Source organism: Micromonospora sp. WMMD736, assembly GCF_049179015.1.
Classification (GTDB): Bacteria; Actinomycetota; Actinomycetes; order Mycobacteriales; family Micromonosporaceae; genus Micromonospora.
Window position 1 is genome coordinate 4,561,492 of record NZ_JBMHMI010000001.1, and the last position, 25,809, is coordinate 4,587,300.

The window sequence follows — 25,809 nt, forward strand, 5'->3', positions numbered from 1 at the left end:
GACCCCTGCCGGCCGCGCCGTCACTACTTGTTAACCTGACACCCCGGGCTCGCCGAGCGGTCGCCACCTGGCACCCGAGCCTTCTGGAGGCGGAAAAGATGCCAGCGATCGTGCTCATCGGCGCTCAGTGGGGCGACGAGGGCAAGGGCAAGGTTACCGACCTGCTGGGTGAGCGGGTCGACTACGTCGTGCGCTACTCCGGCGGCAACAACGCCGGGCACACGGTGATCACCCCGGACGGCCAGAAGTACGCGCTCCACCTGATGCCCTCCGGGGCGCTCTCGCCGAACGCGATGATCGTCATCGGCAACGGCGTGGTCGTCGACCCGAAGGTGCTCCTCGCCGAGATCGACGGTCTCGCCGAGCGTGGCGTGGACGTGTCCCGGCTCCGGATCTCCGGTGACGCGCACCTCATCATGCCGCACCACCGGGCGCTGGACCGGGTCGTCGAGCGCTACCTCGGCTCGTCCCGGATCGGGACCACCGGTCGGGGCATCGGCCCCGCGTACGGCGACAAGGTCGCCCGCATGGGCATCCGGCTCCAGGACCTGCTCGACCCGGGCATCCTGCGCAAGAAGCTGGAACTCGCGCTGCGCGAGAAGAACCAGATGCTGTTCAAGGTCTACAACCGCAAGGCGATCGACGTCGACGCCACGGTCGAGGAGTACCTGGAGTACGCGGAGCGGCTCAAGCCGTACATCGCCGAGACCCGGGCCATGCTCTGGGACGCCCTGGACCGGGGCGAGACGGTGCTGTTGGAGGGCGCGCAGGCCACCATGCTGGACATGGACCACGGCACGTACCCCTTCGTGACCTCGTCCAACCCGACCGCCGGTGGCGCCTGCGTGGGCGCCGGCATCCCGCCTACCGCGATCAACCAGGTGATCGCGGTGAGCAAGGCGTACACCACGCGGGTCGGCTCCGGGCCGTTCCCGACCGAGCTGTTCGACGCCAACGGCGCGCACCTGCGCAAGATCGGCGCGGAGTACGGCACCACCACCGGCCGGGAGCGCCGGTGCGGGTGGTTCGACGCCGTGGTGGCCCGGTACGCCTGCCGCCTCAACGGCGTCACCGACCTGGTCATCACCAAGCTGGACGTGCTCACCGGGCTGCCGAAGGTGCCGATCTGCGTCGGCTACGAGATCAACGGCAAGCGGGTCGACGACATGCCGATGACCCAGACGGACTTCCACCACGCCACGCCGGTGTACGAGGAGCTGGACGGGTGGTGGGAGGACATCACCAAGGCCCGCACCCCCGACGACCTGCCCGAGAACGCCCGCCGCTACATCGCCAGGATCGAAGAACTCTGCAACACAAGGGTGAGCGTCATAGGCGTAGGCCCCGGCCGAGACGAAAACGTCCTCCAACACCCCCTCCTCCCCTAACCCCCGCCCCCCGAGGCCCTACCGTCCCTCGTCCCGTTGATCATGAAGTTATTGCCCGTCGGCTCGGCGTGTCGCGGCAATAACTTCATGATCACCGTGTGCAAGCGCGTTGGGTTATCCACAGGGGCGGAGTGGTTGTCCACAGGGGGTTCCGGACGGTTTTCTGGTCCGCCAGAGTGGCCGGGTGGATGCCTTGGCTGCGGCGCGGCGCGTCGCTCACGCGCGAGACGGGATAGTGACGCTCAGTCAGGCGCGTGCCGCTGGCTTCACCACCCACGAGGTACAGCGGCTCTGCCGCGCCGGTCGCTGGCGGGTCGTTGCGCGTGGCAGCTACCTGGTGGACGCCGACCTCTATGACGGAGTTCCCCGTCGGGCGCAGATCAGAGCGGCGCTGGAATCCTTTGGTCCATGATCACCGCGGCGGGGGCGGGGGTGGGCGGTGGTGGGGGTGGGTGGGGAGGGGTGGGCAGTAGGATGGCGCGTTGTGCGGGTTCTCTTGGTGGGTGGTGGGGGGCGCGAGCATGCGCTTGCCCTCGGGTTGGTTCGTGATCCGGCTGTCGATTCGTTGATTGCCGCTCCAGGTAATCCGGGGATTGCCGAGGTCGCCGAGGTGCGGGCCGTTACCGCGACCGATCCGGCCGCCGTCGCGGCGCTGGCCGTGGAGACCGCGGCCGACCTGGTGGTGATCGGGCCGGAGGCGCCGCTGGTCGCCGGTGTCGCCGACGCCGTACGCGCCAAGGGCATCGCCGTGTTCGGCCCGTCCGGCGCGGCCGCGCAGTTGGAGGGTTCCAAGGCGTTCGCCAAGGACGTCATGACCGCAGCCGGCGTGCCGACCGCCCGGGCGTACGTCTGCACGGACGAGGAGAGCACCGCGCGTGCGCTGGACGAGTTCGGCGCTCCGTACGTGGTGAAGGACGACGGTCTCGCCGCCGGCAAGGGCGTGGTGGTGACCGACGACCGGGCCGCCGCGCTGGCGCACGCCGCCGAGTGCGGTCGGGTCGTGGTCGAGGAGTTCCTCGACGGCCCCGAGGTGAGCCTGTTCGTGGTCACCGACGGCGAGGCGGCCCTGCCGCTGCTGCCCGCACAGGACTTCAAGCGGATCGGCGACGGCGACACCGGCCCGAACACGGGTGGCATGGGAGCGTACGCGCCCCTGCCGTGGGCGCCGCCGGGCCTCGTCGACGACGTCATGCGGGACGTGGTCCACCCGACGCTGGCCGAGCTGCGTCGCCGGGACGCGCCGTTCGCGGGCCTGCTCTACGTCGGCCTCGCGATGACCGCCGCCGGCCCGCGGGTGATCGAGTTCAACGCGCGCTTCGGTGACCCGGAGACCCAGGTGGTGCTCGCGCTGCTGGAGACGCCGCTGGGTGGGTTGTTGCACGCGGCGGCCACCGGCACGCTGGCCGGGCACCCGCCGCTGCGCTGGCGGGACGGCGCCGCGGTCACCGTGGTGCTCGCCGCGCAGGGCTATCCGGCCGCGCCGCGTACCGGCGATGTGATCACCGGCGCGGACCGGCCGGGCATCATCCACGCGGGCACCGCCCGCCGGGCCAGCGACGGCGCGTTGCTGTCCGCTGGCGGCCGGGTCCTTTGTGGTACGGCCACCGGCCCCGACCTGGCGGCTGCCCGGGATGCCGCGTACGCGCTGGTGAACGGGGTGGAGTTGGCCGGCTCGCAGCACCGCACCGACATTGCCGCCGCCGCGATCGAGGACCGGATCACGATCCCCGGCTGAAGCGGCCGACCGCTCCGACATCGGCCGGCCCAGCGTGGACAGCGCTGTCGGCGCGAGGTCGACGAGCTGGAGCCACCGATCGGCGTGGGTCAGTCCGGGGTCGCCGACTCCGCGCCCCGCCGCCGGATCGGCGCGCGTCGCCACCAGGTGAGGCACCGCCACGCCCACTCGACCGGGCCGTACCGGAACGACCGCAGCCAGAGCACGCTCCACACCGCCTGGACGACGATGATCGCGGCGGTCAGTCCCACGATGCGGGGCAGGTCGTCGGTGCTGTCGATGCCGAGCGGCGGTCCGGCGAGCAGGAACAGCACGGTGGCGCTCAGGTAGTTGGTCAGGGCCATCCGGCCCAGCGGCGAGAACACCGCGGACAGTGCCGGCCCGACCGGCGTGTGGAGCAGCAGCACCAGACCGCAGCAGTAGGCGAGACCGGTGGCGATGCCGGCGAGCGGGGGCAACAGGCTCACGCCGCCGCCCGGTCCGCCGAGGACGTTGACGAACGGCAGCTCCACCTCACGGATGGTCAGCACGATCCAGGTCGCCGCGAGCGCGGCGAAGACGACGAACGCGATCGCCACCCGGCCGGCGCGACGCTCAAGCGCGGCCGGCACGCCCAGCTCTGCCAGCGCGTAGCCGAGGACGAGCAGGCCCGGGATGGGCCCGTAGCCGACGACGAGTTGCCCGCCGACGAGGAGCAGCAGTACCGCGACGACGAGGGCGGTGCGCCCGCCGAGGTAACTCAGCGGCAGCAGCACGAGAAGACCGGCCAACGCGTACGCGGTCAGCGCCTCGCCGGGGTGGACGACGAAGTGCGCGACACCGATCAGCAGGAGGACGACCAGTCGGCGGGCCAGCACCATCCGGGGCCGGCCGGTCCGGGTCGCCGCGCGCCGGAGGAAGATGCCGAAGCCGACACCGAAGAGGATCGAGAAGATCGGGTAGAACCGCTCGTAGAAGAGCAGTTGCACCGTCTCCGGCAGCTGTGACGAGGTGCCGGCCGCCGCACCGCGGAAGACGACCTGCTGATAGATGTTGATAATCAGGATGCCGCAGAGCGCGAAGCCGCGCAGCGCGTCCAGCGCGCCGATACGCGGCCCGACGGTGGAGACGTCGGTCGATTCCGGTGGCCGCTCAGTCGTCCGTACCGATTCGGTCATGGGTCGATCCCATCGTGGGGTCGCCGAGCGTCGTCAGCGGAGAAAGTCGTGACCGCTACCTCCTTTCGTCGTATTCCGGTGGTGGGTTCGTCTGGTCCCCGCACGCGTGGCGGGCCGTTTTCCGGGTGCCCGGCTACCCTGCTGCCATGGGCCGAGGCCGGTTGCTCCGGGTCGCCGTGGACGTGCTGCTCGCGCTTGTGGCGACAGCGGCCGGCGGTGGGCTGGAACTGGCGGATCCGGACGTCGACACCAAGCTGATCGCCGCACCGATGTGGGCCTACGTGGCCGCGCAGGTGGCCGCTGCGGCCATGCTGCTGGTGCGTCGGCAGCGTCCGTACACCGCCGCGCTGACCATCGCCGGGATCAGCCTCTTCGCGCCGGCCTGGGCCGCCCTCCTCGTTCCGTACGCCGTCACGGCGTACGGCTGTGGTCGGCGGTGGCGACAGTGGACGGTGATCGGGCTGCTGTCGGTGGCGTTCCTGGTGGGGGCGAGCGCCTGGTCGATCGACGACCCGTTCACCGCGCCGACCGTCATCCTCGCCGCAGCGGTCCTGGGCATGTACGTCCGGGCCCGGCGGAGCCTGCTGGCGGAGTTGACCGACCGGGCGGAGCGGGCCGAGCGGGAGCGCCTGCTCCTGGCCGATCAGGCACGCGCCGACGAGCGGGTACGGCTGGCCGCCGAGATGCACGACGTGGTCACCCACCGGATCAACCTCATGGTGTTGCAGGCGGGCGCGCTTCGGGTCACCACCACCGATCCGGCGGCCCGGGCGGCGGCCGAGGAACTGCGGGCGACCGGCTGCCAGGCCTTGACGGAGCTGCGCGACCTCGTCGGGGTGCTGCGTGGCGAGGACGGACGTCCCCGGGTTGATCCGGTGCCGGACGACACCCCCGAGCTGGTCCGGTTGGTCGACGGTTCCCGTGCGGTCGGTCTGCCGGTGCGGCTCTGCGAAGTGGGCGAGCCGGAAGGGCTGGCACCGACGGTGCGCAGGACACTGTTCCGGCTGATCCAGGAGTCGCTGACGAACGTGCACAAGCACGCGCCGGGCGCCGCCGCCACCGTGTCGATCGAGTACGGCAGGCAGAAGGTGCTGGTCACGGTGTCGAACACTCCGGCGGGTCGGTCGCCCGACGCCGTCCTGGCCGCCGCCGGAGGCGGCACCGGACTGAGCGGGTTGCGGCACCGCGTCGAGGTGCTCGGCGGGACGTTCGAGGCCGGACCGACGGCGTCGGGTGGCTTCGCCGTTCACGCGGAGCTGCCGGTGCGGGTGTCGACGGCGGTGCGGTCGTGATCCGGGTACTCGTCGTCGACGACGAGCGGATGGTCTGTGCCCACCTGTGCACGATCCTCGGGTCCGCGTCGGACCTGATGGTCGTCGGCGAGGCGTACGACGGGGCGGACGCGGTGGAGGCCGTGGTGCGACTACGACCCGACGTGGTGCTGATGGACCTCCGGATGCCGGGCGTCGACGGGATCAGGGCCACCGAGCGGATCACGACGCTGCCGTCGCCGCCACGGGTCCTGGCTCTCACCACGTTCGACCTGGACGACTACGTGACCGGAGCGCTCCGGGCCGGTGCGGCCGGCTTCCTGCTCAAGTCGACGCCGCCCGACGATCTGCTCGCCCTGGTCCGGGTGGCGGCCGCCGGGCACACGGTGCTCTCCGCGGTCGCGGCCGACCGTCTCGTCGCGCAGACGGTGCGGAGCCAGCGTGCCCGTGACCTGCTGCTGTCGCTCACCGAGCGCGAGGTGGAGGTGCTGGAGAGCCTCGGTGCCGGTCGGTCGAACCAGCAGATCGCCCGCCGCCTGCACCTGTCCGAGGCCACCGTCAAGGGCTACGTCTCCCGGCTCTTGGTCAAGCTCGGTTGCGACAACCGGACCCAGGCGGCGCTGCTGGCGCAGGAGGCGGGTCTGGGTCCTCGTCGGTGAGGCCGGCCGTCGGACCGCCCGGATGATCAGCCGTAGTAGCGGCGTAGTTCCCGGGCGAGGACCTTGCCGGTGGCGTTGCGGGGCAGGTACTTCACGTAGACCACGTCCCGGGGTACGGAGAACCGGGCCAGGTAGTGCCGGACGTACTCGCGGACCGCCTCGGGGTCGAGCGTCTCGCCGGGGTGCAGGGCGAGGAACGCGGCGAGTCGCTGGCCGTACTCGGGGTCGGGTACGCCGATCACGGCGGCCTCGCGTACCTGCGGTAGTTGGGCGAGCAGGTCCTCCACCTCCGACGGGAACACGTTCTCGCCGCCGGAGACGATCATGTCGTCGGCCCGGCCGTCCACGAAGAGCAGCCCGTCGGGGTTGAGCCGGCCGAGGTCGCCGGTGTCGAGCAACCCGTCGCGAGCCTGGGGGGTCGCCCCCGAGGTGTATCCCTCGAAGAGCATTTCGTTGCCGACGAAGATGCGCCCGACCTGCCCCTGCGGCACCGGTTGGCCGGCGTCGTCGAGCAGTTCCAGCCGGGTGCCGTGTGGTGGTCGGCCGGCCGTGGTGGGGGCCTGGCGCAGGTCGGCCGGGTTGGCGATGGACGCCCAGGAGACCTCGGTGGATCCGTACAGGTTGTAGAGGACGTCCCCGTACGCGTCCATGAATCTGGGTGCGAGCCCGCCGGGCAGGGCCGATCCGCTGACCGCGACGACCTTGAGCGTGGGGCGTGGGTCCGGCGGGGGCACTTCCAGCAGCCGCTGGAGCATCACGGGCACGGCGAAGAGGGCGTCGCAGCGGTGGGTGACCAGGGCGGCGAGCGTGGCGGCCGGGTCGAAGCGGCGGTGCAGCACGATGGTGGCCCGCAGCGCGAAGCACACCTGGAGCGCGGCGAATCCCCAGGTGTGGAAGATCGGGGCGGCGATCAGCACCCGGTCCTTCGTGTGCAGGGGTATGCGGTCGATGATGGACACGAGCGGTCCGAAGCCGTTGGGTGTGGGACGGCGGGCGCCCTTGGGAGCGCCGGTGGTGCCCGAGGTCAGCACGATGATCCGGCCGTCGCGCTCCGGCGGGTGCAGCTCGCCCGGTAGCGCCCCGGCCACCAGTTCCTCGCGGGCGCGCTCGTCGAGGCGGGGCAGTTCGGCGGGGAGGCCGAGGACCCGTTCGGCGAACTCGTCGTCGTGCACCAACAGCCGGAGCCGCTGTTCCTCGGTGACGGTCGCCAGTTGGGCTGCGGAGAGGCCCGTGTTGACGAGCACCGCGTCGACGCCGAGCAGGGTCGCGGCGACGATCGTTTCGATCAGTCCATGGTGGTTGCGGCAGAGGACGCCGATCCGGTCGCCGGGTTGTACACCGAGGCCGGACCGCATCGACCGGGCCATCCGTTCGGCCCGGTCGAGGAGTGCCTGGTAGGTCAGCTCGACGCCGTTCTCGTCGATGATCGCCGCTCGCCCGGGGTCGCGGGCGGCCGCCTGGCGTAGTTCGCCGGCGAGGCTCCATCCCCAGGTACGCAGCGCGTTGAGCTGTGAGGCGATCCGGACCGGGCGGCCCGGGGTGAGCAGACCGCGACGGGTCAGCGTGGTGACGACGAACGGCAGGTCCATGCCGCAGACCTCCTTGGGGGTGGTACGCGGACAGCCCCATCCGCAGGGGCGTCTTCCTTGATCATGCACCCGGCGCGGCGGAGGACCCAGCCGACGTCGGCGTGGGGTGACGTAGTCGGCACGGTTAGGCAGGAGCAGGTCGTCGGCGAACGGGTCGAGCGGCACCGACCTGGGCGTGCACCGACCGGTCGGGCCGTCGGCCGGAGCGGCCGCCGGCCCGACGCTGGTCGGAGCGCGAGGAGCGGAGGGTCAGCGGATCTGCATGCCGGAGATCGCTCGGGAGATGACCAGTCGCTGGATTTCGGACGTACCCTCGAAAATGGTGTAGATCTTGGCGTCGCGGTACCAGCGCTCGACCGGGTGGTCGCGCAGGAACCCAGCGCCGCCGAGCAGTTGTACCGCCTTCTCGGTGACGGACACCGCGACCTCGCCGGCCTTGAGCTTGGACATCGAGCCCTCGCCCGCGGTGAATGGGCGATTGTTGCGGCCCATCCAGGAGGCCCGCCAGACCAGCAGTCGGGCGGCGTCGATCTCCATCCGCATGTCGGCCAGTGTGAACGCGATGGCCTGGTTCTCGATGATCGGCCGTCCGAACTGGACCCGGTCCTTGGCGTAGTCGAGGGCGTACTCGTAGGCGGCCCGGGCCACGCCGAGTGCCTGCGCGCCCACGGTGGGTCGGGACAGTTCGAAGGTCCGCATCGCGGCCTGCCCGGAGGCGCGTTGCCCGGACCGGGCGCGGGCCAGCCGCTCGTCCAGGGCGTCCTTGCCGCCGAGCAGGCAGTGGCCGGGTACGCGTACCTCGTCGAGGAAGACGTCGGCGGTGTGTGACGCGCGCAGGCCGAGCTTGCGCAGCTTGCGGGTCGCGGCGAGCCCGGGGGTGCCCGGCGGTACGACGAACGCCGCCTGGCCGCGCGAGCCGAGCGAGGGGTCGACGGAGGCGGTGACCACGTGCACTCCGGCGATGCCGCCGTTGGTGGCGTACGCCTTCTGGCCGTTGAGCACCCACTCGTCGCTGGCCTCGTCGTAGACGGCCCGGGTGCGCATCGCGCCGACGTCGGAACCGGCCTCGGGCTCGCTGGTGCAGAACGCGGCGACGGCCGGCGAGTCGACGTCGCCGAAGCACTGCGGCACCCACTCGACCAGCTGGTCCGGGGTGCCGGTGCCGTAGATGGCGGCGACGGCGAGCGAGGTGCCGAAGATGCTCAGGCCGATGCCGGCGTCACCCCAGAAGAGTTCCTCGCTGGCGATGGGCAGGGAGAGCCCGGTCGGGTCGGCCCAGCAGGTGGCGAGGAACTCGAAGCCGTAGAGGCCGACCTTGGCGGCTTCCTGGATGACCGGCCACGGGGTGTCCTCGCGTTCGTCCCACTCGGCGGCGGCCGGGCGCACGACTTCGGCGGCGAAGCCGTGCACCCAGTCGCGCAGGTCCCGCTGTTCCTCGTTCAGGTCGAGCGAGAACTCGGCCATGTCAGGCCTTGGGGATGTCGAACAGGTTGGCGATGTTGGCAGCGAGGCCCAGGTCGCCCTTGGCCTTCAGCTTGCCGGTCATGAACATCATGACCGGGTTGGCGCCGCCGGAGACGATCTTCAGGAACTCGACCGGGCCCATGGTGAGGCTGAGCTTCGGGTCGTGCTGCGGGGTCTCGTTCACCTCGCACTTGCCGTCGGCGATGACCACCTCGTAGGTGTCGCTGCCGCCGTCCGGGCGCCCGGTGATGATCCAGTGGATGACCGCGTTGGTGGAGCCGGCCCGGTCCGCGCGGAACAGCGACGGCATCCGGCCGAACACCTCACCGAGCACCTTGCCGCGCAGGTCGCCGGCCATCACCTGGGCGATCTTGTCGTCCGGGGTGGACTTGACCAGCTGGGCGAACTCCTTGGGCCCGACGTTGGCGAAGTTGGCCGGGTCGAAGTCAGTCATGAGATGCGCCTTCCGGAAGATTTGGCTACTCGTGCGTAACCCTACGCACGAGTAGGTATGCTCGCAAGGTGTCCACGCCCCCCGCGTTCAAGCGCCTGCCGCGCGCCGTACGCGAGCAACAGATGCTCGACGCGGCCGTGAAGGTCTTCTCCCGGCGCGGCTTCCACGCCGCCAGCATGGACGAGATCGCGGAGGACGCCGGCATCTCCAAACCCATGGTGTACGCGTACCTCGGCACCAAGGAGGAGCTCTTCGTCGCCTGCCTGCACCGGGAGGCGACCCGGATGATGCAGGCCATCGCCGGTGCCGCCGCCCCCGACCTGCCGGCCGACGAGCGGCTGTGGCGTGGGCTGAAGGCGTTCTTCGGCTTCGTGGGCGCGCACCGCGACGGCTGGGCGGTGCTCTACCGGCAGGCCCGAGGCGAGCAGCCGTTCGCCGGCGAGTTGGCCACCATGCGCGCCCGGCTGGTCGAGGTGGTCGCCGGGATGCTCGACCACGCGCTGCGCGAGGAAGGCCGCGAGATCGCACCCACCGACCTGGAGGTCGTCGCGTACGCCCTGGTCGGCGCGACCGAGTCGCTGGCCGACTGGCTCGCCGACCACCCGGAGGCCGACCCGGAGAAGACGGCCACCCGGATGATGAACGTGGCCTGGCTCGGCGCGGCCCAACTCCTGCACGGCGTCACCTGGCGTCCGCCGGTCGACTGACGGTCATCGGCGTGCGGCGGCCCGCCGGTGCGCGCGGCGACGCAGCCAGCGGATCCCCTCCAAGCCGAAGGTGACGACGAGGGAGACCCCGACCCCGACCAGGACGCCCTTCACCGGGTCTCGTTCGAAGGCCAGGCCACCGAAGTACCCCAGCAGCCCGCAGTACACCGCCCAGGTGAACGCTCCGATGCTGTCGTAGAGCAGGAACGCCCGGCGGGAGTAGCCCACCGCGCCCATGGTGAGGGTGACGGCGGTCCGGCCACCCGGCACGTAGCGGCTGGTGGTCAGGATCATCCCGCCCCGGCGGTCCACCGCCCGTCGGGCCCACTCGGAGCTGGCCCGCCGCCGACTGCCGTCGGGCAGCCGGGCCAGCCGGCTCGCGCCGCCGCCGCGCCCGATGGCGTACGAGACGTGGTCGCCGACCAGCGCGCCCACGCCGGCACTGACGATCACCAGGGTCAGGCTGGGGTGACCGCCGCTGGCGGACAGCACCCCGGCGGTGATCACGGCGGCCTCGCCCGGCACCGCCGGGAAGAACGCGTCGACCGCCGTGAGGCCGAAGATCAGCAGGTACACCCATGGCGAGGTGACCGTCCCACGGAGGAGGTCGAGCAGGGCGTCCATCCCACCATGCTCGCCGGGTACGACCGGCCCGGTGGGCGAGTCGCCGGAAGACGCCTCAGCGCGTGCCGATCAGTGCCGGTGGGGTGAGCAGCGGGCCGCGCGTCCTCTTGTCGTCGGCGGTGGGCCCGTGCGAGGTCAGCACCACCGGGGCGGCCAACTCCGCGCTGACCGCCTCGGCCCAGTCGGCCGGCGCGTCGTCGTACACCGGGCGGGAGCGCAGCAGCCGGTCGGTGAGCGCGGCCTGTCGGTCCAGGTCGCCGGGCGGACCCGGGGTGAGCCGGTCGCCCGTGTCGTAACGGCGGCAGATCCGCAGCTCGGGGCCGGCGAGGTCGAGGTGGGTCAGCGCCAGGCCGTCGACCCCGCCGGACGCCGCGAGGGCGTACCGGTGGGCGACGGCGTCGAAGTGGCCGAACCGGAACCGGCCCTGCCACGGGTTCGTCGGGTTGTGCCTGTCGACGAAGGGCAGCGCCGGATCCTCGGTCACGAGCGGGCCGGGGCCGTGCCGGGTGGTGACGGTCCGCAGCACGCCGATCCGGGTCACCTCGCCGGCCTGTCCCGCCTCGGCGAGCAGGCGGTCGGCGTTGGCGAAGGTGGTGGTGCTCCACGTCGTGTACGGGTGGAAGCCGTGCCACTCGTCGAGCAGCACCCCCTGCGCGCCCTCGAAGACGCAGGTCCCCGAACGCAGCGCGCGGGCGAGCCAGGTCCGGTCGACGATGGCGACCCGCCCGGCGAACCCGGTGAACGCGGGCAGGCAGTCGTCGACCGGCGGCGCGTCCAGCGGGCCGAGTTCGGCGGTCAGCCGGTCCCGCAGCGCTGCCAACCGGCGGCGCAGCACCGCTGGTCGCAGACAGTCGGCGACCCGGGGCGCGTCGTCGGGGTGGGCGAGGCCGTACGCGACGGTCTCGCCCACCCCCAGCCCGCAGGAGCCGTGCCGGTCGGCGCCCCGGGCGATCTCCCGGGCCCGGTTGGCGGCCCGGTGGTATGGGGTGGCGAGCAGCGCCTCGGCGTCGACGGTCAGCCGGTCCAGCGCGTCGGGCACCCCGACCGTGGCGAGATGGTCGGCCTCGGCGGCCAGGGCCAGCGGGTCCACCACCACGTGCCGGGACAGGTGCGTCCGGACACCGGGGTGGAAGGTGCCGGCCCCGAACTGGGCGAACGTGTGGTGCCGCCCGTCGCGTAACACGACGTTGTGTGCCGCCTGCGCGCCCCCGTTGAAGCGGACCACCGTGTGCACCGGGCGGGTGGCGCAGAGCCAGTCCACGACCGTGCCCTTGCCCGCGTCGCCGTAGCCGAGGTCGACCACCGCCACGTGCCTCACAGCCGGGTCACCCCGGCGGTGGTGTCGCGGAACGCCGGCAGCGTCGACACCTCGGCCCGCCGACCCCGGCCGAGCCGGGCCAGCGCCTTCGACACCGTTCCGGCGGCGGCACCGGAGCCCGCGCGATCCAGGTGGCGCAGGCCCTCGTCCAGGTCGATGGCCTGCTCGCCGAGGCCGATGGTGACCGCGATGGTCTCGCAGACCGCGTCCAGGTCGTCGAGGACGACGGCGTTCTGCCCGAGCAGGTCCCGCCAGAAGTCGAGCACCTTCGTGTTGCCGGCGTAGCTGCTGCCGGCGGGAAGCAGGTAGTAGGTGTCCCACCGCCGGGTCACCTCGTCGACGATCTGGCGGAGCGCCACGTCCTCGCCCAGGTCGTCACCGATCAGCCCGGCCACCTCCCGCGCCTTGACCCGCTGGTACGCCAGCTCGTCGCCGATGACGAACAGGTAGCCGCGCCGGCCGCGCTTCTCCCAGTTGTCGGTGACGGTGTGCCGGGCCATGAAGTACAGGGCCAGCTCGTACGACTCGCTCATCTGCCCGCCGCCACCGCCTTCGAGGACGATCCGGCCGAGGTCGTCGTCCATCCGGTTGTCCGACTCGAACTGGCCCACCTGCAACGGCACCCGGTCGCAGGTGGCGTCGCCGATGGCGCCGAACATGATCTGCGGGTCGCTGGCGTAGCCCTGCCGTTGCAGCAGCCCGAGCAGTTGCGGCAGCTTGGTCTGCAGGACACGCGGCACGGTGCGCATCGAGCCGGTCACGTCGAAGAGCACCGCGACGGGCGTCGAGCGGGGGTGTTCGGCGGAGTCGCGGCTCTCGCGCATCGCGTCGCGGGGGTCGAGCGCGGGGTGCACGGTGCGTGCCCCGCTGTCGCTGTAGGAGAACGCGCTGCGGCCGGCGGCACGCCGGTAGCGGTCGGCGGCGTCGTACACGTCGGTGGACCAGGTTCCACTGCCCATGACAGCTCCTCTAGAGGGTGAAGGGTCGGAAGGTGCGTGGCCCGTAGAGCCGGTCCAGCACCTGGTCGAGTTCGCGCAGCAGCGCCCAGGCGTCGTCGGGTCGGGCGCTCAGGGCGTCCTGCCGGCAGCCCTGCGCGAAGGTGTCCAGCTCACGGGGTGCGCGCGGCCCCATCAGCCAGCTCATGCACGCGCTGGCCAGCGCGATGTCGGTGCCCGGACCGCAGGGCCGCCTGCGCGGGACCTCCGGCGGGTACCAGTCCTCGTGGCCGGGCACGAGTGCCGGGACCGTGCTGCCGGTCGGGGTCGAGAAGCACCAGTCGACGAGCACCACGCCGTGGCCGTGCGGCTCGATCAGCACGTGGCGCGGCAGGACCGCGCCGTGCACGATGCCCGCGCGGTGGGCCAGGCCGAGCGCCACCAGCAGCCGCCGCCACATCCAGGCCGCGTCCCGGGCGTCCAACCCGTCGGGGTACGCGCGCCGCACCGCGTCGAGGTCGTGCAGGCCGGGCGCGCTGGCGAGCACGTTGATCCGGCGTTCCGCGCCGGTCGCGGAGTCGCGGTGTCCGAACTCGTCGACGAGCCGGGGAACGTACGGCAGGTAGCGCGGGTCGCCGCGCTCGGCGATGGTGCGCAGCGCGTGTGCCTCGCGGGCCATCAGGTCGTTGTCGGTGGGTCGCCGGGGGAGTTTGAGCAGCCGGTCGTCGCCGACGTCGTACAGGTCGGCCAGGTCGCCCGAGTGGGCCGGCGTGCCGAGCCGGTAGTCGCCGAGGACGGTCGTCCGCCGGGCCTGCCAGCGGGTCGTGACGTGGATGAACGCGTTGAGGGCTTCGGCGCGTACCCCCGGGTCGGTCGGCAGCCGGTCGGGGTGCAGGGCCGCGACCAGCTCGCGGTAGCGGCGGGCCGGCTGATCGTCGCCGAACAGGTCGGCGTCGGTGCGGGCGGCCGTGACCAGGTCGACGGCCTCGGCGGTCCTCATCGCACCGTCTCCTCGCGGGCCGGTCGCAGCAGCGCCGGGTGCAGCAGTCGGGCGTCGCCGGCCCGGTAGAGCCGGGCGCGGGGGCCACCCCGGGCGCCGCCGTGCTCGGTGCTCGCGCCGGTGCTCTCCACGAAGCCCGGCACCGAGAGCACCTTGCGGTGGAAGTTGCCGGCGTGCAGCGGGTGACCCCAGACCGTCTCGTAGACGGCCCGCAGCTCGCTGATGGTGAACTCGGCGGCGAGGAAGCGGGTGGCCAGCGGGGTGTACTCCAGCTTGGAGCGGGCCCGCTCCAGCGCGTCATCGATGATCCGGCCGTGGTCGAAGGCGAGCTGCCGGCTGGTCAGCGCGGTGACCGGCAGCCAGATCGCCTCGTCGGCGTCCGAGCCGGCGGCGGCGTCCGGCAGGTCGGGGGCGAACGCGAGGTGGGCGATCGAGACGACGCGCATCCGCGGGTCACGGTCGGGAGCGCCGTAACTGCCCAACTGCTCCAGGTGTACGCGTCGCAGCTCCTCGCCGCCGAGCCCGGTCTCCTCGGCCAGCTCCCGTCGGGCTCCGGCGGTCAGGTCCTCCTCGGGGCGGACGAAGCCGCCGGGCAGCGCCCAGTGCCCCGCGAAGGGCGCCTGGCCGCGTCGGATGAGCAGCAGGTGCAGCTCGCCGTCGCGGATGGTCAGCGCCACCACGTCGACGGTCACCGCGACCGCCGGATAGTCGCGGGGGTCGTACGCGGCCAGGAAGTCCTGCTCGTCCACCATGTCACTCTCATTCTGAGAACATCTCGCTGTGAGAACAACTTAGCGTAGACGTGCGCCCCTGCCAACCCCTCGAATCGGATCGGCAGGGGCGCGTCAGCGCACGAGACCCACCAGGTGCGGTCGGCCACCCGAGTCGTGCAGGGCGAACCCGTCGTCCGGCAGGAGGGCGAAGTTCACCGTGCTCGGCAGCGGTACGGGCAGCTTGAAGGCCACCTCGACGGTGTAGGCGTCCGCCAGCCGCGTCTCGAGCGCGGCGAGGCAGCGGGCCTTGCTCCACATGCCGTGCGCGATCGGTTGGCGGAAGCCGAACAGTCGCGCGCCGAGCCGCGAGGTGTGGATCGGGTTGAGGTCCCCGGAGACCCGTGCGTACTCGGTGCCCACCCGGGGCTCGACCCGCCACCGGGCGGTGGCCGTCGGCGGTGCCGGACGTTCGCCCCGCTCGCGTCCGCCGGATGTGCGCTCGCGACCCAGGTACGTCGAGACGCCGCGCCAGACCTCCTCCCCGTCGACCGAGCCGACCAGCACCACGTCCACCTGCCGCCCCCGATCGTGCGGGCGCAGGTTTTCCGCGTACGTCGTGAAGTCGATGGTCTCGTCGGCGCTGATCGGGCGGTGCACGGTGATCCGGTTGCCGACGTGCACCACGCCGGTCAGCGCGATGGGAAAACCGGGTGCGGTCATCAGCCGCAGAGCCAGCGGAAAGCCCAGCACGTGCGGGTACGTCCCGGGTAGCCGGTCGGTGAGCCGGAACCCGCACACCCGGTCGTAGTCGGCCAGGTGCGCCCGGTCGACCCGTACGCCGCGCACGGCGAGCTCGACCGCTGGCAGGTCGTTCCCACCACGTCCCCGACCGAGGCCCGGCAGCGCGCCGAGCACGGCCTGCCGGTACAGCGCCCCGGCGGCCGGCATCCGGGCCAGCTCGACGCGCTCGCGACCATCCGCGCCAGCCGTCCCGTGGCCGCCGAGGTCGGCGGTCACCTCGGCCGCCGCCGCGCTCAGGTCGTGCGTCTGCTCGACGTCCAGATCGGTGCCGGCGACTGCCGGCCGGCGGATCGCGTCCAGCGTCTCGGACGACAGGATCTCGGTCGGGCCCTCGATCAGATCGTCGACCGACAGGTCGTCCGGCTCTCGCTTGCGGGCCATCACGCCCCCAGCAGACTCTGGCCGCAGACCCGGACCACGTTCCCGCTGATCGCGCCGCTCGCCGGCCAGGCGAGCCAGCCGATCGTCTCGGCGACGTCGACCGGCAGCCCGCCCTGGGCCAGGCTGTTCATCCGCCGGCCCGCCTCGCGGACGACCAGCGGGATGCGGGCGGTCAGCCGGGTCTCGATGAAGCCGGGCGCCACAGCGTTGACGCTGATGCCCCGGCCGCGCAGGGTCGGGGCGAGCGAGTCGACCAGGCCGATCACGCCGGCCTTGCTGGTGGCGTAGTTGGTCTGCCCCCGGTTGCCGGCGATCCCGGCGATCGAGGACACCCCGATGATCCGCCCGCCGGCCGGGATCAACTCCCGTTCCAGCAGCACGTCGTTGATCCGCTCCTGACTGGACAGGTTGACGTCGATGACCTGGTCCCACCGGTCGGCGTCCATCCGGCCGAGCGTCTTGTCCCGGGTGATGCCGGCGTTGTGCACCACCACGTCGACGCGTCCGTGCCGGCTGGCCAGGTGGTCGGCGAGCCGGGTCGGCGCGTCCGGGGCGGTCAGGTCGAGCTGGACCGCCGTACCGCCGATGTCGTTCGCCACGGCGGCGAGGGCGTCCCCGGCCGCCGGGACGTCCAGCGCGACCACCTGGGCGCCGTCGCGGGCGAGCACCTTGGCCAGGGCCGCACCGATCCCCCGGGCGGCACCGGTGACGAGGACGACCTGCCCGTCCAGCGGGCGGTCCCAGTCGGCCGGCGCGGTCGCCGTTCCGGTGCCGATCCGGACGACCTGCCCCGAGACGTACGCGGACCGCCCGGACAGCAGGAACCGCAGGGTCGACTCGAGGCTCGTGAGCGTGCCGGTGCCCTCGACGCGGTGGGTCGCCCGGACGAGCTGGGCCGTGGTGCCCCGACCGAACTCCTTGCCGATGCTGCGGACCAGCCCTTCCAGGGCCCGCTGGGCCGTTGCCCCGCGTGTTGTCGGAGACTCCCCGGGCGGAGCGCCCAACACGATCACCCGGCCGCTGGGCAGCAGGGTGCGGGCGTGCGGGTGGAAGAAGTCGTAGAGCTGGCGCAGTTGCGTCGAGTCGGTGATGCCGGTCGCGTCGTACACCAGAGCACCGAAGCGGTCCTGCGCAGCGACCGTGCCGGTGTCGCGCAGCTCGACCCCGGCGGCGGTCAGGATCGTCCGGACCGGCTCGGCGAGTCGGCCGCCGTCGGCCGCGCCGAGCAGCGCCGGGCCGGGCAGCAGCGGGTCGCCGGGCTGGTGTCGGCGCAGTCGCGGCGGATCGGGCAGCCCGAGACGCTTCACCAGCGCGCGGCCGGCGGCCGATTGGACGAAGCTCGCGTACCTGTCGGTCATGCGCGTAGCCTACTGGCGAGTAAGGTTCGAGCAACACTCGCGAGGAGGCGGATCGTGCAGAGCATCCGGAGGGTCGCGGTCATCGGGGGCAACCGCATCCCCTTCGCCCGTTCCAACTCCCGCTACGCCGACGCGTCCAACGCCGACCTGCTCGGCGCGGCGCTCGACGGGCTGATCGCCCGGTACGGGTTGGCCGGTCAGCGGGTCGGCGAGGTGGTCGCCGGGGCGGTGCTCAAGCACTCCCGCGACTTCAACCTCACCCGCGAGGTGGTCCTCGGTTCCCGGCTCGACCCGCACACCCCGGCGTACGACATCCAGCAGGCCTGCGGCACCGGCCTGGAAGCCGCGATCCTCGTCGCCAACAAGATCGCCCTCGGTCAGCTCGACGTGGGCATCGCCGGCGGCGTCGACACCACCTCGGACGCGCCGCTCGCGGTCAACGAGGACATGCGTCGTACGCTGCTCAAACTCAACTCCGCCCGGACGGTCGGCCAGCGACTGAAGATCGCCGCGAAGCTGCGCCCGCTCCAGCCGTTCAAGCCGGACATCCCCCGCAACGCCGAACCGCGTACCGGCCTGTCCATGGGTGACCACGCCGCCCGGACCGCCCTGCGCTGGCAGATCGACCGGCGCTCCCAGGACGAGCTGGCACTGCGCTCGCACCAGCGCTTGGCCGCCGCGTACGAGCGGGGCTTCTTCGACGACCTGATGACGCCGTACCTGGGCCTGACCCGCGACCAGAACCTGCGCCCGGACACCAGCGTGGAGAAGCTCGGCGCGCTCAAGCCGGTCTTTGGCACCCGCGGCCCGGACGCCGAGCACGCCACCATGACCGCCGGGAACTCCTCGCCGCTCACCGACGGCGCGTCCACGGTGCTGCTGGCCAGCGAGGAGTGGGCCGCCGCGCACAACCTGCCGGTGCTGGCCTGGTTCAGCTGGTCCGAGACGGCGGCCGTCGACTTCGTACACGGCGACGAGGGCCTGCTGATGGCCCCCGCGTACGCGGTGCCCCGGATGCTGACCCGCGCCGGGCTCACGTTGCAGGACTTCGACTACTACGAGATCCACGAGGCGTTCGCCTCGCAGGTGCTGGCCACCCTCGCCGCCTGGGAGTCGCCGGAGTTCTGCAAGGACCGGCTAGGACTGGGCGCCCCGCTGGGCGCGATCGACACCGACCGCCTCAACGTGAACGGATCGTCGCTGGCCGCCGGGCACCCGTTCGCCGCCACCGGCGGGCGGATCGTCGCCACGCTGGCCAAGCTGCTGGCCGAGAAGGGAAGCGGACGCGGGCTGATCTCCATCTGCGCCGCCGGCGGCCAGGGCGTGACGGCGATCCTGGAGCGCTGAGCCCTGCCGGCCCTCCTTCCCGGGCTGGTCAACCGGTGCGGGACAATGAGGTACGTGACGACGATCCCGAACGTGCTCGCCAACCGGTACGCCTCGCCCGAGTTGGTCGCCCTCTGGTCGCCCGAGGAGAAGGTCCGGATGGAACGGCGGCTGTGGCTCGCCGTGCTCCGCGCGCAGCGTGACCTGGGCGTGGCGGTCCCGGACGGCGTGGTCGAGGCGTACGAGCGGGTGCTCGACCAGGTCGACCTGGCGTCGATCGCCGAGCGGGAGCGAGTCACCCGGCACGACGTGAAGGCGCGTATCGAGGAATTCAGCGCGCTGGCCGGGCACGAGCACGTGCACAAGGGCATGACCTCGCGGGACCTCACCGAGAACGTCGAGCAGCTTCAGGTGCGCGCCTCGCTGGAGCTGATCCGGGACCGGGTGGTGGCGACCCTGGCCCGGCTGGCGTGGCTCGCGTACGAGCACTCCGAGCTGGTCATGACCGGCCGCTCGCACAACGTGGCGGCGCAGGCCACCACGCTGGGCAAGCGCTTCGCGTCGGCGGCGGAGGAGCTGCTCATCGCGTACGACCGGCTCCAGGAACTGATCGCCCGCTACCCGCTGCGCGGCATCAAGGGCCCGGTCGGCACGGCCGCCGACCAGCTCGACCTCTTCGACGGTGACGCCGGCAAGGTCGCCGAGCTGGAGCGGCGGGTCGCCGAGCACCTGGGCTTCTCGCGGGTGCTGGACAGCGTCGGGCAGGTCTACCCGCGCTCGCTGGACTTCGACGTGCTGGCCGCGTTGGCGCAGACCGCCGCCGCGCCGTCGTCGCTGGCCACCACGATCCGCCTGATGGTCGGCCAGGAGCTGGTCACCGAGGGCTTCAAGCCGGGCCAGGTCGGTTCCAGCGCGATGCCGCACAAGATGAACACCCGTTCGTCCGAGCGGGTGAACGGCTTCGCGGTGATCATCCGGGGTTACCTATCGATGGTCGGCGAGCTGGCCGGCGACCAGTGGAACGAGGGGGACGTGTCCTGCTCGGTGGTCCGCCGGGTGGCCCTGCCGGACGCGTTCTTCGCCGCCGACGGGCTGTTCCAGACCTTCCTGACGGTCCTCGACGAGTTCGGCGCGTACCCGGCGGTGATCAACCGGGAGCTGGAGCGTTTCCTGCCCTTCCTGGCCACCACCAAGATCCTGGTTGGGGCCGTCCGGCGTGGCGTCGGCCGGGAGGTCGCCCACGAGGTGATCAAGGAGCACGCGGTCGCGGTGGCGCTGGCCATGCGCGAGAAGGGCGCCCCGGAGAACGACCTCTTCGACCGCCTGGCCGCCGACGGCCGCCTCGGCCTGTCCCGTGCCGACATCGACACCCTGGTAGCCGACCGCACCGCCTTCGCAGGAGCGGCAAAGTCCCAGGTGGAGTCGGTAACCCGCAGAATCACGAAGGTAGTCGAAACCCACCCCGACGCCGCCACCTACACCCCACCCCCCATCCTCTGACCCCCCGCTTTCTCACGTTGATCAAGAGGTTGGCGTCAATTTTGATCTCCCTGGTGACGCAAACCTCTTGATCACCGGGGTGGCGGAGGGGTGCTACTCGCCGGTGGGGGTTTCGGCGGCTGTTCTCAGGGTGGGGGCGCTCGCGGGTTCGGCGATGCCGCCCAGGGACTCGGCGAAGGCCGGGTCGGTGGCGGTCTCCGCCGCCACCGCCGGCTGGTCGGCCGGCATGGTCTCGGGCATCGTGGGTACGGCGATGACAGCCGTGCCGTACGCGCAGATCTCCATCCACATCTCGCCGCAGTCCCGGCTGTCGAAGCGCATGCCGATCACGGCGTTCGCGCCGAGCCGCAGGGCCTCCTCGCCGAGGCGGGTCACCGAGTCGGTCCGCCACCGGGTCAGGTTGTCCGGCGCCATCGGGTCGTACGCGCCACCGCGCAGGTTCTTGACCCCCTCGCGGTACGGGTTGCGCGTCCTGGCCATCGATGACACCACCTCACCGAGAATCTGGCGGATCTCGTAGCCGGGCAGTTGCTCTGTCGTCACGACCAGCACGTTTCCGATGCTGTCAGGAGTTGCGCGACCCGATCGGGTGCCGTGTTCACCTGATCGGATGCTGCAAAACGGCGCGGCGCGGACGGCCGGCGCGGGGCCGACCATCCGCGCCGTACGGGCGCTAACCGTCAGACACCGGCCACCGAGGTGATCCAGGCCCGGTTGTACGCGACGCTGCCGTAGTTCTGGATGGTGTAGCCGTCGGCCGTGGAGGCGACGCCGACCTGCTGGCCGTTGTAGAACTGCGGGCCACCCGAGTCGCCCCGCCAGGCGTTGCCGTTGATGCGGGTGCTGCGGATGGCCTGCCCGCCGTACGCGTCGGTGACGTTGGTGCTGGTCACCTGGACGGTGGCGGTCTTGAGCTGGCTGGACGCGGAGCAGCCGCTGTAGCAGGTCATGCCCCACCCGTAGATGGAGTTGGTCGAGCCGACCGGCGGGTTGCTGCTCGCCAGGGAGACCGTCGAGGTGCTGACGGTGCTGGAGAGGCGCATGAGGGCCAGGTCGTTACGGGTGTAGGTGGCGCTGACGGTGCGGGTGACCCCACCCGAGGCGCGGTAGACGCTGCCTACCCGGACGGACATCGTGCCGCTGATGCAGTGCCGGGCGGTGAGCACCCACTGCGCGGCGATCACGCTGCCCGAGCAGGTGAACGAGCCGTTGCTCAGCACGGCGGCGGCCCAGGGGGCGGACGAGACGGTGCCGCCGCCGATGATGGGTTGGGGGCCGGCCGGGGCGGCGGACGCGCCGGAGGCGGCGCCGAGGGCACCGACCAGCGCCGTGCTGATCAGGGCGAGCAGGGGACGAACGCGCATCAGTGGACTCCTTGGGGCGGGGTGGGGCCCGGGGTCGCCGGGTGCCCGGTGGCGACGACGGGAGGTCCCCGCCGCCGCTTGCATCGAGCTATGTCGATGTACTGTAGGGCCGACGAGGATCATTTTCAAGAACGTGATCGAGATTGACCAATGTAACGATTCGGCCACCCGTTGCGCCGTATATGCCCTGCTGGGACGGCCTGTCCCGCGTGGCGGAGCGAACTCGCCGCCGGTTATGTGGATCACTGCCGGAACTGCGCCCGGCCGGTGCGTCCGCGACGGAATCTGCCAGGTACGCTGGCTGCGCTCGCCCGTTGTGGGTAGGCACCCAACTGCGTACACAGTCAGGAGTGCCCAGTGCCTCGCGTCGTCGTCGACGTCATGCTCAAGCCCGAGATCCTCGATCCGCAGGGCCAGGCCGTCGCAAACGCGCTGCCCCGGCTCGGCGTCAGCGACGTCGCCTCAGTCCGGATCGGCAGGCGGATCGAGATCGACTTCACCGGTGAACCGGACCTGGACCGCGCCCGGGAAATCGCCGACAAACTGCTCGCCAACCCGGTCATCGAGGACTTCACCGTCCGCCTGGTCGAGACCGACGAGACCGCGGACGCCCGCTCGTGACCGCCCGGGTCGGTGTGGTCACGTTCCCCGGCTCGCTCGATGACGGGGACGCGGCCCGCGCCGTCCGGATCGCCGGTGCCGAGCCGGTCCGGCTCTGGCACGGCGATGAGAGCCTGCACGGTGTGGACGCCGTCGTCCTGCCCGGCGGGTTCTCCTACGGCGACTACCTGCGCTGCGGGGCCATCGCCCGGTTCGCCCCGGTGATGGAGACGATCGTGGACGCCGCCAAGGGCGGCCTGCCGGTGCTCGGCATCTGCAACGGCTTCCAGATCCTCTGCGAGGCGCACCTGCTGCCGGGCGCGCTCACCCGCAACCAGCACCTGCACTTCCGCAACCGGGACCAGATGCTGCGCATCGAGTCGGCCGGCACCGCGTGGACCAACGCCTTCCAGGCCGGCCAGGAGGTGCTGATCCCGGTCAAGAACGGCGAGGGCTGCTACGTCGCCGACACCGCGACGCTCGACCAGCTCGAAGCCGAGGGTCGGGTCGTCGCCCGCTACGTCGGCGGCAACCCGAACGGGTCGCAGCGCGACATCGCCGCGATCACCAACCCCGCCGGCAACGTGGTCGGCATCATGCCGCACCCGGAGCACGCGGTGGAGGCGCTCACCGGCCCCTCGCTGGACGGCCTCGGGTTCTTCACCTCGGTCCTCAAGCACCTGGTGGGGACCCCAGCGTGAGCATCGGTCAGCTCAACCGCCGGACTGGCGGGCACGAGCGCAGCGAGGAGAGGTCATGACCACCCATCCGGACCCGGTACGGGACACTCCGGAGGCGTACTCCGCCCCGGCGCAGCCGACCGAGCCGCCGGCGCAGCCCACCGCCCCGGCGGCCGCTCCGGCGCAGCCGGCGAACGCCGACTGGACCGACGGCGTGGACACCGTGCCGCGTGCCGGTGGCACCCCGGGCGAGCTGCAGCCGTACACCGAGCTGGGCCTGCGCGACGACGAGTACGACCGGATCCGGCAGATCCTCGGCCGTCGACCCACCCAGTCCGAGCTGGCCATGTACTCGATCATGTGGAGCGAGCACTGCTCCTACAAGTCGAGCAAGGTGCACCTGCGCCAGTTCGGTGAGAAGGCCCCGCAGAGCGACCGCCTGCTCGCCGGCATCGGTGAGAACGCCGGTGTCGTGCAGGTCTCCGACAAGCTGGCGGTGACCTTCAAGGTCGAGTCGCACAACCACCCGAGCTTCGTCGAGCCGTACCAGGGCGCGGCGACCGGCGTCGGCGGCATCGTCCGGGACATCCTGGCCATGGGCGCCCGCCCGGTCGCGGTCATGGACCCGCTGCGCTTCGGCGCGGCGGACCACCCGGACACCGCCCGGGTGCTGACCGGCGTGGTCGCCGGTGTCGGTGGCTACGGCAACTGCCTCGGCCTGCCCAACATCGGCGGTGAGCTGGTCTTCGACCCGTCGTACCAGGGCAACCCGCTGCTCAACGCGCTCTGCCTGGGCGTGCTGCCGGTCGACCGCCTGCAGAACAAGGCCGCCGCCGGCCCCGGCAACGTCGTGGTGCTGATGGGCGCCAAGACCGGCCGGGACGGCATCGGCGGCGTGTCGGTGCTGGCCAGCGCCACCTTCGACGAGGGCAGCGAGGCCCGCCGCCCGGCCGTGCAGGTCGGCGACCCGTTCACCGAGAAGCTGCTGATCGAGGCCTGCCTGGAGCTGTACGACGGCCAGCTCGTCGTCGGCATCCAGGATCTGGGCGGTGCCGGGCTGACCTGCGCGCTGACCGAGACCGCCGCCGCGGCCGGCACCGGCATGCGGGTCTGGCTGGAGCGGGTCCCGCTGCGCGAGCCCTCGATGGACCCGCACGAGATCCTGGCCAGTGAGTCCCAGGAGCGGATGCTGCTGGTCGTCGAGCCGGACAAGCTCGACGCGGTGCTCAAGACCTGTGAGAAGTGGGGCGTGCTCGCCACCGCGATCGGCGAGGTCACCGCACCGGAGCCGGACGGTCGCCCGGGTCGCCTGCTGATCACCTGGCGGGACCACCTGGTCGTGGACGTGCCGCCGGGTTCGCTCGTCGACGACGGCCCGGTCTACGCCCGGCCGATGCGCGAGCCGGCGGACCTGATCCTGCTCCAGGCCGACCGGGCCGAGACGCTGCCCCGCCCGGCCGACCCGGACGCGCTGCGGAAGACCCTGCTGCGCATGATCGCGTCGCCGAACCTGGCCGACAAGACCTGGGTCACCGAGCAGTACGACCGCTACGTGCTGGGCAACACCGTGCTCGCCCAGCCGGAGGACGGCGGCGTGATCCGGATCGACGAGCAGACCGGTCTCGGTGTGGCGCTGTCGGTGGACGGCAACGGCCGGTACGCCCGACTGGACCCGTACAACGGCACCAAGCTGGCGCTGGCCGAGGCGTACCGGAACGTGGCGGTGACCGGCGCGAAGCCGATCGCCGTGACCAACTGTCTCAACTTCGGCTCGCCGGAGGACCCGGGCGTGATGTGGCAGTTCGCCGAGGCCGTGCGCGGCCTCGCGGACGGCTGCCTGGAGCTGGGTATCCCGGTGACCGGTGGCAACGTCAGCTTCTACAACCAGACCGGCGCGGCGCCCATCCACCCGACCCCGGTGGTCGGTGTGCTGGGCGTGCTGGACAACGTGGCCGACCGGGTGCCGATGGGCTTCGTCCCGCGTCCCGGCGGCGACCACGACCAGCTCTACCTGCTCGGTGAGACGAACGTGGAGCTGTCCGGCTCGGAGTGGGCCTGGGTGACGCACGAGCACCTCGGCGGCATCCCGCCGCAGGTCGACCTCCTGCGCGAGAAGGCGCTGGCCGACCTGCTGGCCGAGGCCGCCCGGGTGGGCCACCTCAGCTCGGCTCACGACTTGTCCGACGGTGGTCTCGCCCAGAGCCTGGTCGAGTCCTGCCTGCGGCGTGGCGTCGGTGCCCGGATCGCCGTGCCGGAACAGTTCGCCGAGGGCTCGATGCCCTTCGTCTACCTGTTCAGCGAGTCCGCCACGCGGGCGCTGGTGTCGGTGCCGCGTGGCCACGACAAGGCGTTCGCGGCGCTCTGCGCCGAGCGGGGCGTGCCGTTCGAGCTGATCGGTGTCACCGACCCGTCCGGCGGGGCGCTCGAGGTGCACGGGCAGTTCCGGATCAGCCTGGACGAGCTGCGCGCCGCGCACACCGAGACGCTTCCGCGCCTCTTCGGCGGCACCGCCGCAGCCGAGGCGTCGGCCGCCGTCGAGGCGTCCGCGACCGTGGAGCCCGCCGTCGCCGAGGTGCCCGCCCCGGCCGCCGGTGTGGCGGGCGCGGTCGAGGCCGTGCCGCTGCCGGGCGAACCGGCCGAGCCGGTGGACGCGTCGGAGGTGCTCTCCGAGCCGATCGCCTCGGCCGGCCCGTCCCCGCAGACCGGAGCTGTCGACCCGATCGGGTCGGAGCAGCCGTCCGAGTCTGGTTCCGGTGCCACCGAGTCGTCGTCTGACGAGCGCTGA

General features: G+C 72.0%; 24 protein-coding genes. 11 read left to right on the top strand and 13 right to left on the bottom strand.

Going from position 1 to position 25,809, the window contains the following annotated elements; all coding sequences use genetic code 11:
* Positions 1-98 precede the first annotated feature (98 nt).
* From ACN269_RS20535 to purD, 3 genes are all read left to right on the top strand, one after another.
* Positions 99-1,388 (top strand): adenylosuccinate synthase, encoded by a 1,290-nt coding sequence (locus ACN269_RS20535; protein WP_421473938.1) that lies wholly within the window; start codon positions 99-101, stop codon positions 1,386-1,388.
* Between the two features lie 184 nt (positions 1,389-1,572).
* Positions 1,573-1,800 (top strand): type IV toxin-antitoxin system AbiEi family antitoxin domain-containing protein, encoded by a 228-nt coding sequence (locus tag ACN269_RS20540; protein WP_421473939.1) that lies wholly within the window; start codon positions 1,573-1,575, stop codon positions 1,798-1,800.
* Between the two features lie 72 nt (positions 1,801-1,872).
* A complete protein-coding gene (purD, locus tag ACN269_RS20545) occupies positions 1,873-3,123 on the top strand; it encodes a phosphoribosylamine--glycine ligase (protein WP_421473940.1) in 1,251 nt (416 codons plus the stop codon).
* Positions 3,124-3,212: 89 nt separating this feature from the next.
* Here purD and ACN269_RS20550 read toward each other — a convergent pair whose 3' ends face one another.
* Entirely contained in the window at positions 3,213-4,280 is a 1,068-nt protein-coding gene (locus ACN269_RS20550) for a DUF418 domain-containing protein (protein ID WP_421473941.1), read from the bottom strand.
* A gap of 146 nt (positions 4,281-4,426) precedes the next feature.
* Here ACN269_RS20550 and ACN269_RS20555 point away from each other — a divergent pair, with 146 nt between their 5' ends.
* Both ACN269_RS20555 and ACN269_RS20560 read left to right on the top strand, forming a co-directional pair.
* Complete coding sequence (locus ACN269_RS20555; RefSeq protein ID WP_421473942.1) at positions 4,427-5,572, top strand: sensor histidine kinase; 1,146 nt, start codon at positions 4,427-4,429, stop codon at positions 5,570-5,572.
* A complete protein-coding gene (locus tag ACN269_RS20560; RefSeq protein WP_421473943.1) occupies positions 5,569-6,210 on the top strand; it encodes a response regulator in 642 nt (213 codons plus the stop codon). The genes ACN269_RS20555 and ACN269_RS20560 overlap by 4 nt, the downstream gene beginning before the upstream one ends.
* 26 nt (positions 6,211-6,236) lie before the next feature.
* On the opposite strand, the gene ACN269_RS20565 is transcribed toward ACN269_RS20560, so the two are convergent.
* The 3 genes from ACN269_RS20565 to ACN269_RS20575 form a co-directional block, all read right to left on the bottom strand.
* Positions 6,237-7,799 carry an AMP-binding protein gene (locus ACN269_RS20565; protein ID WP_421473944.1) on the bottom strand — a complete coding sequence of 521 codons (1,563 nt, stop codon included), beginning with the start codon at positions 7,797-7,799 and terminating at the stop codon, positions 6,237-6,239.
* A 249-nt stretch (positions 7,800-8,048) separates the two neighbouring features.
* Positions 8,049-9,263, bottom strand: coding sequence for an acyl-CoA dehydrogenase family protein (locus ACN269_RS20570; RefSeq protein WP_421473945.1), 1,215 nt, complete (start codon positions 9,261-9,263; stop codon positions 8,049-8,051).
* A gap of 1 nt (position 9,264) precedes the next feature.
* Positions 9,265-9,717, bottom strand: coding sequence for an SCP2 sterol-binding domain-containing protein (locus ACN269_RS20575; RefSeq protein WP_421473946.1), 453 nt, complete (start codon positions 9,715-9,717; stop codon positions 9,265-9,267).
* Positions 9,718-9,785: 68 nt separating this feature from the next.
* On the opposite strand from ACN269_RS20575, the gene ACN269_RS20580 reads away from it, so the two are divergent.
* Entirely contained in the window at positions 9,786-10,424 is a 639-nt protein-coding gene (locus ACN269_RS20580) for a TetR/AcrR family transcriptional regulator (protein ID WP_421473947.1), read from the top strand.
* 3 nt (positions 10,425-10,427) lie between these two features.
* Here ACN269_RS20580 and ACN269_RS20585 read toward each other — a convergent pair whose 3' ends face one another.
* From ACN269_RS20585 to ACN269_RS20615, 7 genes are all read right to left on the bottom strand, one after another.
* Entirely contained in the window at positions 10,428-11,048 is a 621-nt protein-coding gene (locus ACN269_RS20585; RefSeq protein ID WP_421473948.1) for a DedA family protein, read from the bottom strand.
* 55 nt (positions 11,049-11,103) lie between these two features.
* Entirely contained in the window at positions 11,104-12,366 is a 1,263-nt protein-coding gene (locus tag ACN269_RS20590; RefSeq protein ID WP_421473950.1) for an adenylosuccinate synthetase, read from the bottom strand.
* Positions 12,363-13,325, bottom strand: a complete 963-nt coding sequence (locus ACN269_RS20595) for a hypothetical protein (RefSeq protein WP_421473951.1) — start codon at positions 13,323-13,325, stop codon at positions 12,363-12,365. Before ACN269_RS20595 ends, ACN269_RS20590 begins: the two co-directional genes overlap by 4 nt.
* Before the next feature lie 10 nt (positions 13,326-13,335).
* Positions 13,336-14,301, bottom strand: a complete 966-nt coding sequence (locus ACN269_RS20600; protein ID WP_421473952.1) for a serine/threonine protein kinase — start codon at positions 14,299-14,301, stop codon at positions 13,336-13,338.
* Positions 14,298-15,053, bottom strand: coding sequence for an NUDIX hydrolase (locus ACN269_RS20605; protein WP_421473953.1), 756 nt, complete (start codon positions 15,051-15,053; stop codon positions 14,298-14,300). The genes ACN269_RS20600 and ACN269_RS20605 overlap by 4 nt, the downstream gene beginning before the upstream one ends.
* Positions 15,054-15,146: 93 nt before the next feature.
* Positions 15,147-16,196 (bottom strand): MaoC/PaaZ C-terminal domain-containing protein, encoded by a 1,050-nt coding sequence (locus ACN269_RS20610; RefSeq protein WP_421473954.1) that lies wholly within the window; start codon positions 16,194-16,196, stop codon positions 15,147-15,149.
* Complete coding sequence (locus ACN269_RS20615; protein WP_421473955.1) at positions 16,196-17,554, bottom strand: 3-oxoacyl-ACP reductase; 1,359 nt, start codon at positions 17,552-17,554, stop codon at positions 16,196-16,198. Before ACN269_RS20615 ends, ACN269_RS20610 begins: the two co-directional genes overlap by 1 nt.
* Before the next feature lie 54 nt (positions 17,555-17,608).
* Here ACN269_RS20615 and ACN269_RS20620 point away from each other — a divergent pair, with 54 nt between their 5' ends.
* Together ACN269_RS20620 and purB are read left to right on the top strand one after the other, a co-directional pair.
* Complete coding sequence (locus ACN269_RS20620) at positions 17,609-18,901, top strand: acetyl-CoA C-acetyltransferase (RefSeq protein ID WP_421473956.1); 1,293 nt, start codon at positions 17,609-17,611, stop codon at positions 18,899-18,901.
* Positions 18,902-18,955: 54 nt separating this feature from the next.
* Positions 18,956-20,380, top strand: a complete 1,425-nt coding sequence (gene purB, locus ACN269_RS20625; RefSeq protein WP_421473957.1) for an adenylosuccinate lyase — start codon at positions 18,956-18,958, stop codon at positions 20,378-20,380.
* Positions 20,381-20,473: 93 nt separating this feature from the next.
* Here purB and ACN269_RS20630 read toward each other — a convergent pair whose 3' ends face one another.
* Together ACN269_RS20630 and ACN269_RS20635 are read right to left on the bottom strand one after the other, a co-directional pair.
* Entirely contained in the window at positions 20,474-21,037 is a 564-nt protein-coding gene (locus ACN269_RS20630; protein WP_421473958.1) for a YbjQ family protein, read from the bottom strand.
* A gap of 23 nt (positions 21,038-21,060) precedes the next feature.
* Positions 21,061-21,744, bottom strand: coding sequence for a S1 family peptidase (locus ACN269_RS20635; protein WP_421473959.1), 684 nt, complete (start codon positions 21,742-21,744; stop codon positions 21,061-21,063).
* 357 nt (positions 21,745-22,101) lie between these two features.
* Between ACN269_RS20635 and purS the strand changes: the two genes are divergently transcribed.
* The 3 genes from purS to purL are packed head-to-tail and all read left to right on the top strand — an operon-like array spanning position 22,102 to position 25,809.
* A complete protein-coding gene (gene purS, locus ACN269_RS20640) occupies positions 22,102-22,365 on the top strand; it encodes a phosphoribosylformylglycinamidine synthase subunit PurS (protein WP_007454310.1) in 264 nt (87 codons plus the stop codon).
* Complete coding sequence (gene purQ, locus ACN269_RS20645) at positions 22,362-23,045, top strand: phosphoribosylformylglycinamidine synthase subunit PurQ (RefSeq protein WP_421473960.1); 684 nt, start codon at positions 22,362-22,364, stop codon at positions 23,043-23,045. The genes purS and purQ overlap by 4 nt, the downstream gene beginning before the upstream one ends.
* Positions 23,046-23,100: 55 nt before the next feature.
* The gene (gene purL, locus ACN269_RS20650) at positions 23,101-25,809 is read left to right on the top strand and encodes a phosphoribosylformylglycinamidine synthase subunit PurL (RefSeq protein WP_421473961.1); all 2,709 of its coding nucleotides are present in this window, start codon (positions 23,101-23,103) and stop codon (positions 25,807-25,809) included.

Bases quoted from the DNA above. Each gene is read 5' to 3' on its own strand.
- ACN269_RS20535 (WP_421473938.1), top strand. From the start codon at position 99: ATGCCAGCGATCGTGCTCATCGGCGCTCAGTGGGGCGACGAGGGCAAG.
- ACN269_RS20550 (WP_421473941.1), bottom strand. From the start codon at position 4,280: ATGACCGAATCGGTACGGACGACTGAGCGGCCACCGGAATCGACCGAC.
- ACN269_RS20555 (WP_421473942.1), top strand. From the start codon at position 4,427: ATGGGCCGAGGCCGGTTGCTCCGGGTCGCCGTGGACGTGCTGCTCGCG.
- ACN269_RS20565 (WP_421473944.1), bottom strand. From the start codon at position 7,799: ATGGACCTGCCGTTCGTCGTCACCACGCTGACCCGTCGCGGTCTGCTC.
- ACN269_RS20570 (WP_421473945.1), bottom strand. From the start codon at position 9,263: ATGGCCGAGTTCTCGCTCGACCTGAACGAGGAACAGCGGGACCTGCGC.
- ACN269_RS20575 (WP_421473946.1), bottom strand. From the start codon at position 9,717: ATGACTGACTTCGACCCGGCCAACTTCGCCAACGTCGGGCCCAAGGAG.
- ACN269_RS20585 (WP_421473948.1), bottom strand. From the start codon at position 11,048: ATGGACGCCCTGCTCGACCTCCTCCGTGGGACGGTCACCTCGCCATGG.
- ACN269_RS20595 (WP_421473951.1), bottom strand. From the start codon at position 13,325: ATGGGCAGTGGAACCTGGTCCACCGACGTGTACGACGCCGCCGACCGC.
- ACN269_RS20600 (WP_421473952.1), bottom strand. From the start codon at position 14,301: ATGAGGACCGCCGAGGCCGTCGACCTGGTCACGGCCGCCCGCACCGAC.
- ACN269_RS20605 (WP_421473953.1), bottom strand. From the start codon at position 15,053: ATGGTGGACGAGCAGGACTTCCTGGCCGCGTACGACCCCCGCGACTAT.
- ACN269_RS20610 (WP_421473954.1), bottom strand. From the start codon at position 16,196: ATGGCCCGCAAGCGAGAGCCGGACGACCTGTCGGTCGACGATCTGATC.
- ACN269_RS20615 (WP_421473955.1), bottom strand. From the start codon at position 17,554: ATGACCGACAGGTACGCGAGCTTCGTCCAATCGGCCGCCGGCCGCGCG.
- ACN269_RS20630 (WP_421473958.1), bottom strand. From the start codon at position 21,037: ATGGTCGGCCCCGCGCCGGCCGTCCGCGCCGCGCCGTTTTGCAGCATC.
- ACN269_RS20635 (WP_421473959.1), bottom strand. From the start codon at position 21,744: ATGCGCGTTCGTCCCCTGCTCGCCCTGATCAGCACGGCGCTGGTCGGT.
- purL (WP_421473961.1), top strand. From the start codon at position 23,101: ATGACCACCCATCCGGACCCGGTACGGGACACTCCGGAGGCGTACTCC.